General features: G+C 46.5%; 11 protein-coding genes. 2 read left to right on the top strand and 9 right to left on the bottom strand.

The genetic code is table 11. The features are described from left to right. Positions 1 to 545: 545 nt before the first annotated feature. The gene (locus Q1Q15_RS18455; RefSeq protein ID WP_300463297.1) at positions 546 to 1,769 is read left to right on the top strand and encodes a hypothetical protein; all 1,224 of its coding nucleotides are present in this window, start codon (positions 546 to 548) and stop codon (positions 1,767 to 1,769) included. Positions 1,770 to 1,916: 147 nt separating this feature from the next. On the opposite strand, the gene Q1Q15_RS18450 is transcribed toward Q1Q15_RS18455, so the two are convergent. Next, on the bottom strand, positions 1,917 to 2,807 hold the full coding sequence (locus tag Q1Q15_RS18450) for a uroporphyrinogen decarboxylase family protein (RefSeq protein WP_300463295.1): 891 nt from the start codon (positions 2,805 to 2,807) through the stop codon (positions 1,917 to 1,919). Between the two features lie 638 nt (positions 2,808 to 3,445). Between Q1Q15_RS18450 and Q1Q15_RS25545 the strand changes: the two genes are divergently transcribed. Next, positions 3,446 to 3,682 carry an ASKHA domain-containing protein gene (locus Q1Q15_RS25545; protein WP_363321017.1) on the top strand — a complete coding sequence of 79 codons (237 nt, stop codon included), beginning with the start codon at positions 3,446 to 3,448 and terminating at the stop codon, positions 3,680 to 3,682. 95 nt (positions 3,683 to 3,777) lie between these two features. Here Q1Q15_RS25545 and Q1Q15_RS18440 read toward each other — a convergent pair whose 3' ends face one another. The 8 genes from Q1Q15_RS18440 to Q1Q15_RS18405 all read right to left on the bottom strand — a co-directional run bounded on the left by Q1Q15_RS18440 (position 3,778) and on the right by Q1Q15_RS18405 (position 13,995). Next, on the bottom strand, positions 3,778 to 4,158 hold the full coding sequence (locus tag Q1Q15_RS18440) for an ester cyclase (RefSeq protein ID WP_300463289.1): 381 nt from the start codon (positions 4,156 to 4,158) through the stop codon (positions 3,778 to 3,780). Positions 4,159 to 4,241: 83 nt separating this feature from the next. Further along, on the bottom strand, positions 4,242 to 5,540 hold the full coding sequence (locus tag Q1Q15_RS18435; RefSeq protein WP_300463287.1) for a TRAP transporter large permease: 1,299 nt from the start codon (positions 5,538 to 5,540) through the stop codon (positions 4,242 to 4,244). Continuing rightward, a complete protein-coding gene (locus Q1Q15_RS18430; RefSeq protein WP_300463284.1) occupies positions 5,537 to 6,043 on the bottom strand; it encodes a TRAP transporter small permease in 507 nt (168 codons plus the stop codon). The genes Q1Q15_RS18435 and Q1Q15_RS18430 overlap by 4 nt, the downstream gene beginning before the upstream one ends. 154 nt (positions 6,044 to 6,197) lie before the next feature. Continuing rightward, a complete protein-coding gene (locus Q1Q15_RS18425) occupies positions 6,198 to 7,223 on the bottom strand; it encodes a TRAP transporter substrate-binding protein (protein ID WP_300463281.1) in 1,026 nt (341 codons plus the stop codon). A 214-nt stretch (positions 7,224 to 7,437) separates the two neighbouring features. Further along, the gene (locus Q1Q15_RS18420) at positions 7,438 to 9,024 is read right to left on the bottom strand and encodes a long-chain-fatty-acid--CoA ligase (RefSeq protein ID WP_300463278.1); all 1,587 of its coding nucleotides are present in this window, start codon (positions 9,022 to 9,024) and stop codon (positions 7,438 to 7,440) included. A gap of 114 nt (positions 9,025 to 9,138) precedes the next feature. Then, complete coding sequence (locus tag Q1Q15_RS18415; RefSeq protein ID WP_300463276.1) at positions 9,139 to 10,335, bottom strand: thiolase family protein; 1,197 nt, start codon at positions 10,333 to 10,335, stop codon at positions 9,139 to 9,141. Between the two features lie 88 nt (positions 10,336 to 10,423). Then, positions 10,424 to 12,466, bottom strand: a complete 2,043-nt coding sequence (locus tag Q1Q15_RS18410) for a 3-hydroxyacyl-CoA dehydrogenase/enoyl-CoA hydratase family protein (RefSeq protein WP_300463273.1) — start codon at positions 12,464 to 12,466, stop codon at positions 10,424 to 10,426. A gap of 26 nt (positions 12,467 to 12,492) precedes the next feature. Continuing rightward, positions 12,493 to 13,995, bottom strand: a complete 1,503-nt coding sequence (locus Q1Q15_RS18405; protein WP_300463270.1) for an AMP-binding protein — start codon at positions 13,993 to 13,995, stop codon at positions 12,493 to 12,495. Positions 13,996 to 14,150: the final 155 nt, after the last annotated feature.

Here is a 14,150-nt window from a genome sequence, read left to right as displayed (position 1 = left end):
TCCTTATCCGATTGTTCATAACTCAACTTTCGGACGTTAACGTTAATGGACGGGGTCAGGCTTTTTTTATTGGCAGCTGAATCTTTTATCAGGCTCCAATAAAAAAAGCCTGACCCCATGTAAAAATGACCAACTTTGAAAGTTGAGTGCATAAAGGATATTCAAAGTATAAAGAATTCTTCACATAAACAAAAGTACTTATCAAAATTTCTTTTTCTCATCAGTGAGAATCGCCGGTGAGCTTGCAGCAATTCTAATTTTGGCATTTTCTTGAACGGATCAGGCTTGTGTTATTGGAGGCTGAATCTTTTATCAGGCTCCATGCTTTTTATCAAAAATCGGTTCTTGAAGAGGCTAAAAGCGCAATAAAGCAAGCCTGACCCTGGCCTGATGTTTCATATTTAGAATTGCTGGTGGGCTTGGGCAGGTATTGCATTTTTTCATGACATATGTTACCTAAAAGTACATGTCATCAAACCAACAATTTGTATCCTGGGAATTTTTGAATGCTGTTATAACGGTCAAGGTTAACCATGGAAAATAAGATGCCTGAAAAAGCAAACCTGCTGGAAAAACTTCAAAAAATTGGATTTAATGTTCCGGAATTTATTTATGTGCCTGCAGAAAAATTCATCAATGAAGACTTTCAGCAACTGGATTCATTTTTAGATAAGCACCGGGAAAGTTATAAAGTCATTGCAAGAAGTGCCCACCCCCTGGAATCAAAGTATAAAGGCGGTACCTTTGATTCTCTTGAAACATATGCAGATATTGGCGGCATAAAATACGCAAGAAACCGAATCATCAAACTGGCCCAAACCTCAAAACGGCTTTCCATCCGGCGGCAGCAGCGGTTCAACCATGCACCGGATTTTGATATGAATGAAATGGGCGTCATTGTCATGCCCTTTGTCAACGGCTCCAGCGTTATGGCAAAAATGATCGCCAATCAATGGGAATTTGGCTATTGCAAAAACCGCGACCACAAGGTTCAAAGAGAGCCTTACATCACAAGGGTCCCCCATGACCGAAAACTTGTGAAGTTGTCAATAGACATCCAAAAAGCCCTGGGGTTCAGATGCGAAATTGAGTATATCATCTCCACGGAAGGCGAAATTTATGTTGTACAGGCCAAAGACATTTCAAATATTGAAACCCTGGAAGAAAAAGAGAGCGAACGATCCATCAAGCTGGATGGCATCCGGCGTATCCGAAAACGGAAAAATTACAGGGAACGGCCGGTGTATGTGATGAACAACAAGGCTTTTTATATCCATATCATCAGCCTGTGCGAGGATCTGCTTCAGGAGAGCAAAAAAACAAAGCCGGACATCAATGACATTCTTTCCAGCATACGCGCCTATGAAAAAGGACTTGAATCTTTCGCTCTCAGGCATCCGCGGTTTGCCGTTCTGGGCTTTTCCATCCAGGATACCGGTGAGCTCTACCAGATTGCCAGCCATTACCTGGACGATTCCCCTGAGCTTCAAAAAGAACTGTCCCAAGCCCTTCACAACTTCCTTTATAGAATCGATATTTTCCTGGCCGAAGCAGATACATTAATCGCCAAAGACAAATTCAGAATCAACCTGTGCAGCCATGATGCCTATGGTATTGACTCTGTGCGGAATCCCCTCTGGTCCGTCTACTGGCACATTGACCGACACGACAGTGTGGTCAAGGAATTTTCACGTCTTGGATTTAAAACAGGCGATACCATCGGTATTGATATTGATGCGGAAGGCCACCCCATTGTTTGCCGGCATTAATCCGGGCTGGAAACACATCGATTTTTAGCCACCCCTTTTTCAACCCCCTCAGCATTGACGGATAGGGTGTTTTTATGGGTCATCCGGCCCTGCCTGAAGCAACCCATATTGTTTTTAAAGAAAATCCCGGTTAATATAAGGCTTAGATCAGTCCTCGACAAGACGGTCTGCCATGGCATAAATCCTTTGAATCCGTTCAAAAAAATCACCACTGTAAAGGCCACAGCTGGAGCTGAGAATCAGTCCGCCGCCAGGCGCCAGGGAAGTGATAAGATTCTCGAAATCTTTCAACACGTCCGGCCGAGGGTCATCCGATGCCAGCAACTCGGCATCGATTCCGGCCATGATCACCAGGGAAGACCCCAAGGCGTTTCGCAGCCCCGGAAGATCATTGGCACGATGCTGCACTGACGCCAGGCCGTCAACCTGCCACGTCTTGATCAGTGTTATCAGTTGCGTAATATTGCCGCAGGAGTGTAAAAACGCCCGGGCGTTTGCCTCGTGAATGATCGGAACCGCCCGGGTGTAGAAGGATGAACAGAGGGTTCCTATATCTGTGGGACTCATCAGCAGCCCCTGATCAGCAGCAAGATCTTCTGCTATGACCACGGCATGAACCCCCTGGTCCAGGCACCCGGAGATCAACTCCAGCACTTTTGTCTGTTCCACTGCATAGGCCCTGGCCATCTCCGGCCGCTTTTGAACCCACCCTGTCAAAACTGCCATCAATCCCATCCGGTTGGTCAATTCCTGGAACGGACCGTCCACAACCGCAGCCACGAATCGGTCCCGGTTCCGGGTCGCTTGGTTAAGGTCTCGGCAGTCAAAATATCGATACCCCAGGACGGGCCTGTGGGAGGTGTCATCGGCAATCGGCAGGCAGATCATATCCTGGCCCAATTGATCCACCAGACGAAAGTGATTTTCAAGCGTATCTGTATAACCCGCTCTTTTGAGAAGGTCGGTTCCGAGCCAGAGTTCACCCCTGGGAATAGAATGGACAGGCCGGTTTGACATACTAATGTTTATTCTGTTCATTGAGTCGTGCATAACATCTCACATCATATTTAAATTGTGTTTAGACGAAAACTCACCCATCTGCTGCGTTGCTGCAAAACTCTGAAATCCTCATGTACAGCGGTACACTCCGGTTTCAGAGTTTCTTGCGCCTTGCATATGGGCAACTTTTCGTCCAAACACGGGTTTCCGTCAGGCACTAAATCGGGTCTTAAAAAGTACCAGCATGATAGCAGAATCAACTTCTTCTGGCCACTCTGGAATCGTCCTTTATTCATGCTGGACCCTTGTTCACTGTCTGGAGGCTGACAGACGGTTATTTGTGCTAACTGCATTGACATGTGTGTCGAAATAGTTGATTTTATCGTGTTTTATAAAAGTCGTACCCCGTTGGAAAGGTCATTTTGAAAAATCAAAAAAACTGACCGCACATATACCCGTTTTAATACCGGAGGGTTTAAATGATCAGTATTTTGGTGGAACCGTTGGGAATCACTGTTCAGATAAAAAAAGGAGAAAACCTGCATGACTGACTTGAAAATGCCGGCATCAGCATTGAAAAACCCTGCGGTGGGTTAGGCATTTGCGGTGCTTGCAACGTGTGGGTGAACGCTCCGGATAAAGTACCGTCAACCGCTGCCGGCCCGTCCTTTGAAGGTATGGGGCTGTCCTCGGGCATGCGTGGCACAGATGGTGCTGTTGATCGGGTCGACTGCCAGGCTGGCACCCTTGCCTTTCACACCATTGGTGACAGCAGGATCAAAGAGGTCTGCGGCAGCGGTATTGTTGATTTCATCGTCGCACTCCTGAAATCCAACCACCTGGATACGTCTGGCAGGCTTCATAAAAAAAACGCCCTCCTGGATTATTTTGCCGAAAGATCTCAAGGCTGCTGAGGCCTACCCCTCAAAAAAAATAGCCTCAAATCCTTGAATATTTGTTATTCAGCTCTCAGACTTCAACTTTGATGGACGGGGTCAAATTCTCATTATTAGAACATCCCATTCTCATTGGCCGAGGTTACAGGGATTTCCTGAATAACGTCCCAGTGCTCGTCAATCTTGCCGTTTTCCAGCCGAAAGATTTCAATAATGGCACGGTGTACGGTTGGTGAACGGGTTGAATGAACATGGAGCACGACATAATCCTCTTCAGCGATGACTCGCTTGATGTCACTTCGGGCTTCCGGATAATTTTTTTTAAGGAATTCTATAAATTCCTTGAGCCCTTCAGGACGATCTTTAACAAGAGGATTGTGCTGTTTGTAGCGCGGCCCGATATACGGTCTGGCGGCTTCATAATCTTTTTTGTTGATAATCAAGTCATAAAATTTTTTTACGATGTCTTTATTGATTTCCTGAACGGATGTCATATTGGTTCCTCCTTGAGAAGTTTTGAAAAATCACCCAGGGAAACAAACGATCCCTGAACATTTCTATATTTATGCTAGTTTGATTACATTTTTGATGGAAGAAACAATGCAACCTGGGGAATGAGAATGATGATGGCAATACAGGCAACGGCAGCAATCATAAACGGCCAGATACCCCTGAAAATTGTGGTTAGCGGCACATCCGGGGCGGCCCCCTTGATCACAAAAACATTCAAGCCCACAGGAGGGGTTATGAGCCCGACCTCCAGCACAATCACCATGATAACGCCAAACCACAAGGGATCGAATTCCAATGTCTGAATAATGGGATAAAGGATGGGAACCATTAAAATCATGATGGCAAAACAATCCATCACACAACCCAGGGCAACAAAAATCAGGATGATAATCATTAGAATCGCTAATTTGGGCAAAGCCAGCGTGACAATGGAGTCGGCCAGTAACATGGGGATACCCGTCAATGCGAGAAAAGACGAAAATATATTGGCACCGATAATGATCAAGAAAATCATGGCCGTCATATTCCCTGTTGCCAACAGGCTCTCAATAAAGACCTGCCAGGAAAGCTTTCGCTTGACAACGGCGATAACAAATGCCCCAAAAGCACCAATCCCGGCTGCCTCGGTGGGAGTAAAAATGCCATAGTATATCCCCCCCATCACCAGGGCAAACAACAATAGCATGGGCCAGGTGCTGTACAGGGATTTAAACTTGACCAACCATGTGGTGGGTTCCGCCTTGGGTCCTGCCTGGGGATTTAGCCGACATTTTACATAAATTGCCAGCATAAAAAGAGCTGCCAGTAAAACGCCCGGTAAAATCCCCGCCATAAAAAGTTTGCCAATGGATTGTTCCGTCAGAATACCATAAATGACAAACCCGATACTGGGCGGGATCAGGATGCCGAGGGTACCGCCGGCGGCAACGCAGCCCGTGGATAAACTGGGATCATAACCGTACTTATCCATTTCAGGTATGGCTACCCTTCCCATGGTGGCACCGGTGGCAAGGGAAGATCCGCATACGGCTGCAAAACCGGCACAGGCCATAATGGTTGCCATGGCCAGCCCTCCCCGAAGATGTCCCATCCAGGAATTGACTGCCTTGTAAATATCCTGGCTGATGCCGGAAACAAAGGCAAACTGTCCCATGAGAACAAAAAGCGGAATAACACTCATGGTATAAGATGATCCCTCTGACCAGGGTACCATTCCCAAGATATTCAGGCCGGCATTCACATTGATGATTAAGCTGATGCCCACAAACCCGATCAGGGCCATGGCCACACCAATATACATCTTGAATGCCAGAAAAACAAATAATGCTACAACACCTATAATTCCGATCATCTCTGGGCTCATTTAATCATTTCACCTTTTTTTCGTTTTACAATTGTTCTAATGATATCTCTTATAAATTCAATGCACATCACCGCACATCCCAGGGACAGGAAAAAAACAAACGGATAATCAAAAACGGGAAGATTCATGGGTTTTTCTCCGGTTTCAAGTGCTTCCAGTGCTTTTTCAAACCCTTTCCATGATATCAGGAAAAGGAGGATGACACAGACCGTATAATTAACCAGATTAATCAAGCCCTGGAAATTTTTCGGAAAGCGGTCAAATAAAATATCCACGGTAACATGTATTTTCTGGGATTGTGCATATCCAAGAAAAGAGAAAACCGTTATCGACACAAGGAATTCGGTGAGTTCAAAAGCCCCCAGGATGGGGGAATTGAAAACATACCGGCCCACAACATCCACAACCGTCAAGCACATCATGGCAAAAAGGGACACACACCCCAGCCTGGACAGGTAATGGCTGAATACTCCCATTATATTTACGCTGTTTCTAAAATTCATATACCCAAACTTTCTATTCTGTCTAAAAATAATATCAAAAAAACCCACTGAAATTCCGGCAGCGCAGGGGGGACAAGCCTTCTTTGAAATTCCCCCCAAAAAAAACGCTGCCATTGGTGTCTTGCATCGCCCCGGGGACGATTCAGGTAGTTTCCTATTCCACGCCAAGAAAACCCAGCGCCGTATCCAGAACCTGTTGTCCGGGCAATCCCTTTTTTTCCATATCCTTGACCCATTCCGCTCTCAGGGGCAGGACTGATTCTTTCATTTTTGCCATCTCAGAAGGCTCCATGATAATCTCTTTTATCCCTTTTTTTAAGGACATTGCCCTGAAAGGGACTTCCAGGTTGTCAAATGCCTTGCCGGAAGCGGAAGACATCTGCAATCCCGTCGTGCTGTCAATCAGCGCTTGCACATCTGCGGGAAGCTTTTCCCAGCTGTCTTTGTTCATGACAATCATCATGGGCATGGTGTATAAGTCGGCAATTGTGGCATATTTTGTCACTTCATTCAATTTAAAGACACCCATGCCCTCCCAGACCATAACCGTTCCATCAAGCACATTTCGTTCCAGGGACTGATAGGTTTCAGTAACGGGCATGGACACAGGGATGGCTCCCCAGAGCTTTAATGCATTGCTGATGCTGGGATTTGCCGTCCGCATTTTCAAGCCATTGAAATCAGACATAGTGTAAATGGGTTTTTTTACGGTATGAAAATGGCCGCCTGAATGGCAGAACAATGCCAGAACTTTGACTTTGCTGTATTCTTCCCGGAATTTGGGTTCCTTTTGATAAGTTTTCCACATGGCCTCGGAAGCGATCTGGCCGGACGGGATAACAAAGGGCAGGGAAAAAACAGTTGTCATGGGAAACCGCCCGGGAGTGTAATCCGCCAGGTGATAGGATAGATCTGCGATACCTTTTTCCGCAAGATCATAAGAATCCGGCGCTTTACCCAGGGCACCGGCAGGATATAACTTGATATTGACCTTGCCTTGGCCTTTTTTGTTGATCTCTTCAATCCAGGGCACAATTATTTTTCCGGTAATGACCTGCATGGTGGGGAAACCACTTGCAAACCTCAGAGTAATCTGTTTTGCGCTGGCCGGAGACATCCAAAAAACAAGTACACCCAACAAAATAAAAACAAAAATACCTTTTCCTGTAACACTTTTCATGCTCACACCTCCAAAAAAAACGTTATTATTTGTAATCCGACACAAACAGCACAGCAATGAACACTTCATCATACACCCGAATGCTATTTTCCCCCAAACGAGGCATCGGAGATCTCAACACTGGAATTTCCTTTCCAAAACTATCTATAAAAATATCAGAAGAGTCAAGATCAAAGGAAGATCCGATCCCTAGGCAATTTCTTTTTTCAAATCATCAAGAACTGAGTCTTTTCCTGATCTCCTTTTTGAGAACCTTCCCCTGGGGACTTTTGGGCAGGGATTCCACGAGCTCTATGGTCTTTGGTGCTTTGTAACTGGCAATATTTTCCTTGCAAAAATCAAGGATATCCTTTTCAGCTACCTGTGCCCCTTCTTTGAGAACCACCACGGCATGCACACTCTCAACCCAATACGGGTCCGGAATACCGATTACAGCGGCTTCCATGACCAGCGGATGTCGGTAAAGAATCTCTTCCACCTCTTTGGGGTAGACATTTTCCCCCCCCGTAACGATCATATCCTTTTTTCTGTCAGCAATATAGATAAATCCCCGCTGGTCGCAATACCCCATATCCCCGGTGTACAGCCATCCGTCTTTTACGGCATCTTCCGTTTCCCGGGGCTTGTTCCAGTACCCGGTCATATTCCGTCTGCTGTTTATGATAATCTCACCGATCTGACCGGCCTCAAGATCGTCCCCCTTTTCATCAACGATCCGGATATGCACCCCGAGACATGGCTGCCCGCAGGATTCCAGCACATGGGGATTTTCTTGGATTTCTGCGGCAGTATGGTTCGCCTGCTTGAGAACCGTTGCGTGGGGGCCGGATTCCGTTTGCCCGTAGCCCTGCATGAATATGGGGCCAAAGATGGAAAGCCCCTGTTTGATAATCTCCACAGGCATTGGAGATGCTGCATACCATACCCGCTTCAGGGTTTTGAGTTCAAACTCCCGAACACTTGGAAAATTGATTAGAGAAACCAGCTGGGTGGGAACGATATGAATGTCGGTAATCTGCTCCTTTTCAATGGTCTGGAGTGCCATCTCCGGATCGAATGAAGCACTGGGAATAACCACATTACAGCCACCCGTTAAAAAAAAGGGCCAGATATGGCTGTCCCCCCCCACGTGAAACATGGGGATCACCACAAGATGCCTGTCCCCGAACTGAACCCCAATATCCAGGGCCTTGGAAATAGTACTCTCCATCTTCTGCCTGTGCGTGTAGACAGCTCCCCGGGGAATACCGGTGGTTCCGCTGGTATAGAGTATCGTCACGGGATCATCCTCCATGACATCGACATCAGGTTCATCCGGGGAATTCCCCTGGAGAAAGGTCTTGTATTCCGACATATTTTCACGGGGTGGGTCAAAGAGGATAATCAGTTCTGTTCTGGTGAATTGATGTCTTATCGTTTCTATTACTTCTACGAATTCACCGCCTATAAACAACACACGTGCCATGGAATCCTCAATCTGATGAAGCAGCTCTTCGGATTTAAGGCGGGGATTCAGATGGGCCGCAATATATCCTCCCTTCATTGCCGCCCCAAAAACCTCAGGGTATTCATTCCGATTCCAGGAAAGTATCCCCAGGACATCTCCCTTCCGGATACCCCTGGCGCCGAGACCGTTTATGAGACGGTTCACTCGCTCGTTGAACCGCCTGAAACTGATCCTTTCGGCGCTGCAGACAAAGGCCTCTGCTTCGGGGTAAAGAATGGCATTCCGATATATTAAATCTGCAAAAGTCCCCAGCCGGTAGCGGCTCAATTCCTTTAAAACATATTTTCCCTGCATACGATCCCCTCCCCTCTTTAAATAAGTGAATCAAAACGGGTCCATTATGGAAAAAAGGGCCCGTTTTGATAAAAAGTTCATCCGATGCCTACCGCTCGTTGAGACGTGGTCTGGTTAACTGACCTTAAAAATCATCCCCACACCGGTGTCACCGGCAGCACACCCTGCAAACATGCCGTATCCACCGCCAATGAGGGCTAACTCTTCAATGAGTTCACAAATCAGACGACCGGCAGTGGGCCCCTGGGGGTGACCGAAAATCAGACTGCTGCCGTAGTTGTTCATTTTCATGACATCAATGTTCATCATCTTTGCCAGGTTAAGGTCGTTGATGGCAAATGGGTTATGGGTCTTGATGGCCTTGATGTCATCCATGGTAAGACCCGCCTGGTCCAGTGCCATTTGAGCAGCAGGCACCGGTGCAGCAGGCATGAAGCCTTTTTTTACCCTTGCGAATCCGTACGCAATAATCTGAACTTCAATGTTCTTGTCCGCGCTGAGTTCTTTTGCTTTGTCCTTTGTCGTAACAATGATACCGCAATTGCCGTCGGCGGGATGGGTCTGGGAACCGAAGGTGTGAATGCCTCCCTGTTCGACGGGTCTCAGTTTTGCAAGACCATCAGCCGTGCAGGGCGTTATGCCTTCATCCGCTTCAACAACAATGGTTTTTTTCCGGTTTACCTGTATTTCCACGGGCATCATATAGCGTTTCTGGAAAGCCCGGTCATCTTTCAGGGCATCCAGGTACTGCTCATAACGGCGTAGGGTCATGGCATCCGCTTCTTCCCGGGTGGCACTGACTTCCCTGGCAACGTTTTCACCGGTCTGGACCATTTTCAATCCGGCATTGGGATCAAAATTCATGTTGTCCATATTCCAGTTTTCAGAGATCACCTCTCCCCCCGGTCCTTTAGGGTTAGGCCAGATGGTATGCGGACCATTGGAGCATCTGTCGGACATCAGTGCAAACCCTGTGTCATAGATACCGGCTTCAATATTTAAAGCGGCCAGGTAGATACAGGTGGCACTTGTTGAACACGCCTGGTGTACAAACAGGCCAGGCAGATTCTTTTCATTGTCCACCACCATTGCAGCGGCCCAGTTGTGGCCGTGAAAAATGCGATGCTGGGCCACGGTATTGCCAAAATACAGATAATCGATAATCGTGGGGTCTATGTTTTTCTTCAGCAGCCATGAGCGGGCTGTTTTTGCCCCTAACTCAATGGCGTTCTCATTCTGGAAACTGCCTTGCCACTTGCAAAATGGAGATGAATAATATCCGTTAAACGGAATATAGGATTTGTTAAACATATTTAGGTTCCTTTCTCGTGTGATCTTACACCCGATTGAAAATAATTGCATACGGGCGGCTTCCAACCCGCCTTACATCTATTCGGCCTTATTTACCTGCGTATTGTACTTTTTTCCCAATATTGGTCAATCCGAGGAGGGCATCCTCTGTGGAAAATATCTCGTACAGGTGGGCCAGTTCTTCTTTCAAACCGTCTTTTAAGGACATCGCATACCCTTTATCCATGATTTGATTGGATAATGTTAAGGCAAGCGGCGCCTTGGCCGCAAGGATTTTGGCAATTTTGGCTTCAACCTTGTCACTGCTGCCGGCATATTTTCCTTTCAGCAGGCCGTCAATGTTCTCGTCGGCAAAAAGTGCTTTGATCTGTTTCCATTCAGCCGGCAGTTCATTGTCCGCACACCCTTTTTGGGGCTTCAGGGTGCCGGCGGTAATCATTTCAACAATTTTTTCATCAATTTCATCCGGATTGAATACATAATCTACCAAACCAATGGCATTGGCATCAACAGCCGAAATCGTGCGGCCTGTGAACACAAGATATTTGCCCAGTTCCTTGCCGACAAATCGACTGGTTCTCTGGGTTCCGCCAAGTCCCGGCGTAATGCCGATGCCTGTTTCGGGAAAACTCATCACCACTTTGGGCGTGGCGACCATGACATCCGTTGACATCGCAAGTTCCAGACCGCCACCCAGTGCAAGGCCTTCCATTTTGGCAACAACCAGCTTTTTGCTGTCATCAATGCGGTTAAGGACTTCCTGTCCATAAGCGGTAAACGCATAGTTGTCATCAAGCTTATCCCCTTTGATGCAGTCCACGAAAAACTTGATGTCTGCACCGGCGACAAATGCCTTTCCGGCCGCTTCCAGGACAATGGCGGTGGTCTGGGTATCTGCTTCTGCCTGGGCAAACGCCTCATCCAATTGTTTGACAACCGCATGATTCAAAGCGTTAAGTGCATCTGGGCGGGAGATCCTTACTCGGCCGATGGCGCCATCTCTTGTATATTTGACATATCGGATATCCCAGGGTTCGCCTTTTGCTTTCTGGTCTTTGAGTACCTGGGGAACGTCCAGGTTCGGGTAAGGTGCCAGGACTTTTTCCACCATGGCATAGGATTTATCAATGCCCAGTTCATTCATCATCTCAAAGGGTCCCTTACGCCATCTCAACCCCACTTTTGCCCCCACGTCCGTATCCAGGATATCGGTAACGCCATCCTGGAGTAAAGAGACCGCATCATAGAAAACCGATCCCAGCAGACGGTCAGTAACCTGTTCAAATTTACTTTCGTCCACTTCACCGTCCAAAGGCCAGTCTTCTTTAAGGTCGATCTGTTTTTTCAAAATTTCAGCCGGTTTAAAAAATTCACCCAGTTCCTGGTGCAGGGTCACCTGTGCATGCAGGGCAATGGGAACCCCTGTTACGTTTACCAGCAGAAAGGGACCCATACCGACATTGAGCATTTTTTTAAAGGCTTCATCAATGGTGACGGTATTGGCAATGCCTTCTTCAAGGACCCGGAACGCTTCGTTGTTCAACGGGGTAAAAAATCGGTTGACGGCAAATCCCGGCGAGTCTTTAACCGTGATATCGGTCTTTCCCGTGAGTTTGGAATATTTCTGGGCTGCTTTAATGGTGTCATTTGAGGTCTGGGGACCGGGGATAATTTCAAGAAGACGGTTTTTTGCCGGATGGTAAAAAAAGTGAAGCCCGACGAATCGATCCGGCCGATGGGTTGCCTTGGCCATTTCTTCAACGGAAAAAGAGGAGGTATTGGTCGCGAGAATGGTTTTTTCATCACAAATCTTGTCAAGATTGGCAAACAACTCTTTTTTCACGTTCATGTCCTCGAAAACCGCCTCGATAACCAAGTCACAATCTTTTACGTCTTCCATATTCGTTGTACCCTGAATACGCCCCATGATGTCTTCCACCTGTTCCGGCCGAAGAATTTTCCGCTCAACAGCTTCGGCAAAGGTCGTGCGAATGGTCTCCAGTCCCCGCTGAACAAAATCTTCCTTGATATCCAGCATGACCACTTGCAATCCTTCCATGGCAGTTTTCTGTACAATCCCACTGCCCATGTTTCCGGCACCTACAATGCCAATTTTATTCATCTGTGTCATTTTTTCTCCTTTAATTCTATATTGTATCATTTGTTTGTGTATTCTGGTTTTTCCATCGCTTGTTTTTTAAGTTCGATCTTTGACAATTTCCCGGCACTGGTTTTGGGAAGTTCCGGAACCGAGATAAACGCCTTTGGCACTTTAAAGGGTGACAATTGCGTTTTCAGATACGCCTTGAGTTCAACCCCATCAATTTTCTGTCCGGATTTAGGGACCATATATGCCACAATCCTTTCTCCGTATTCTTTATCGGGAAGCCCGATAACCGCACATTCTTCTATTTCATGGCGCGTATATAAGATCTCTTCAACTTCCCTTGGTGAAACATTCTCTCCACCGGTTATGATCAATTCTTTGATCCGGTCAACAATATAAAGGTAGGAATGATCATCGATAATACCCACATCCCCGGAACGAAACCATCTGCCCCAGAAGGCATTCTGGGTATCTTCCGGCCTGTTGAGATATCCTTTCATGATATTGGGGCCGGATATACAGATTTCTCCTTCTGTATTTTTCTCCAGCACATTTCCATTTTTATCCCGAATCTGTACTTCAACATTGGCCACCGGCGTACCCACCGATCCCACCACATGGGTATAATAGTGATTAAAAGTGACCATGGAGGCACTTTCCGTCATTCCGTAGGCTTCATAAATATCCAGTCCGGTTCGTGTTTTCCATTCCCGAACCAGTTCGCTTGCCATACTGGCTGCGGCGGAAAAACAATATCGTACCGACCCCAGTTTTTCTTTAAGATCTGAAAGCGTCAGCAGACGGATGTAAACCGTTGGTACCGCGTAAAGCTTGGTAACGCTTGATTCCGAAATGGCACCCAGCAAAGCGTCCATATTAAAGGAAGGTAGGATAACCAACCCTCCTGCACTGTATATGGTGGAATTCATAATATGCATTTGAGCAAAAACATGGTTAAGGGGAAGAAAGCATAACGCCCGATCTTTTTCATTGGATCGTTCATTGTGGGCAACATTATATGCTGATGTCATGATATTTTTATGGCTCAGCATCACCCCTTTGGGGACACCGGTTGTCCCGCCCGTGTAAAGGATTGCAGCTGTTTCATCCGGATTTAGATCCACGGCCGTGAAGTGATGGGTTCCGTTTGACAGCATCTTTGCATAAGACATATCACCGTGTTCACATATGATTTTTCCCCCATGGGATTTTTGATCTAAATCATCCCTTTTGGCGTCAATCGTAAAAATAATTTTGGGTTTGCAATCCGCCAGAACAGGCCGCAATTCATTACGGGTCATGGCATAGGGAAGTGTTACAGCGACACCACCCATTTTAAGAATGCCAAAATAAAACCCAATCCATGCGAACGAATTGGGGGCGCATAATGCAATGTGGTCTCCGGGCTGCACGCCCATTTTTTGCAATGCCAAGGCAATTTGGTTTGATTCCTGATTCAATTCCTGATAGGACAATTGATTTTTCCCATCAATCAAAGCAATATTTTTCGGGAAATGGAAAGCAGCATTCTCCAGATTGTTTGCTATATTCATTTTTTGAAATCCCCTTCTTTGTTGAGAATTATTGACTATTTCCCCATAAAACCGTCCAAGTCGAATTCATCTAACATTTGTTAGTTTTTTTTATCGTCCGACAAATAATAAATAGCATAAAAAAAATTTCATTGTCAATAATTATTCTCTCCAGA

The sequence above is a fragment of the Desulfobacula sp. genome, from assembly GCF_030145145.1.
Lineage (GTDB): Bacteria > Desulfobacterota > Desulfobacteria > Desulfobacterales > Desulfobacteraceae > Desulfobacula.
The sequence above is the reverse complement of the archived record's forward strand: the minus strand, read 5'-3'. Positions and strand labels throughout refer to the sequence as shown.

Excerpts from the sequence above, each read along its gene's own strand:
- Q1Q15_RS18455 (WP_300463297.1), top strand. The coding sequence starts at position 546 with ATGCCTGAAAAAGCAAACCTGCTGGAAAAACTTCAAAAAATTGGATTT.
- Q1Q15_RS18450 (WP_300463295.1), bottom strand. The coding sequence starts at position 2,807 with ATGAACAGAATAAACATTAGTATGTCAAACCGGCCTGTCCATTCTATT.
- Q1Q15_RS25545 (WP_363321017.1), top strand. The coding sequence starts at position 3,446 with ATGGGGCTGTCCTCGGGCATGCGTGGCACAGATGGTGCTGTTGATCGG.
- Q1Q15_RS18440 (WP_300463289.1), bottom strand. The coding sequence starts at position 4,158 with ATGACATCCGTTCAGGAAATCAATAAAGACATCGTAAAAAAATTTTAT.
- Q1Q15_RS18435 (WP_300463287.1), bottom strand. The coding sequence starts at position 5,540 with ATGAGCCCAGAGATGATCGGAATTATAGGTGTTGTAGCATTATTTGTT.
- Q1Q15_RS18430 (WP_300463284.1), bottom strand. The coding sequence starts at position 6,043 with ATGAATTTTAGAAACAGCGTAAATATAATGGGAGTATTCAGCCATTAC.
- Q1Q15_RS18425 (WP_300463281.1), bottom strand. The coding sequence starts at position 7,223 with ATGAAAAGTGTTACAGGAAAAGGTATTTTTGTTTTTATTTTGTTGGGT.
- Q1Q15_RS18420 (WP_300463278.1), bottom strand. The coding sequence starts at position 9,024 with ATGCAGGGAAAATATGTTTTAAAGGAATTGAGCCGCTACCGGCTGGGG.
- Q1Q15_RS18415 (WP_300463276.1), bottom strand. The coding sequence starts at position 10,335 with ATGTTTAACAAATCCTATATTCCGTTTAACGGATATTATTCATCTCCA.
- Q1Q15_RS18410 (WP_300463273.1), bottom strand. The coding sequence starts at position 12,466 with ATGACACAGATGAATAAAATTGGCATTGTAGGTGCCGGAAACATGGGC.
- Q1Q15_RS18405 (WP_300463270.1), bottom strand. The coding sequence starts at position 13,995 with ATGAATATAGCAAACAATCTGGAGAATGCTGCTTTCCATTTCCCGAAA.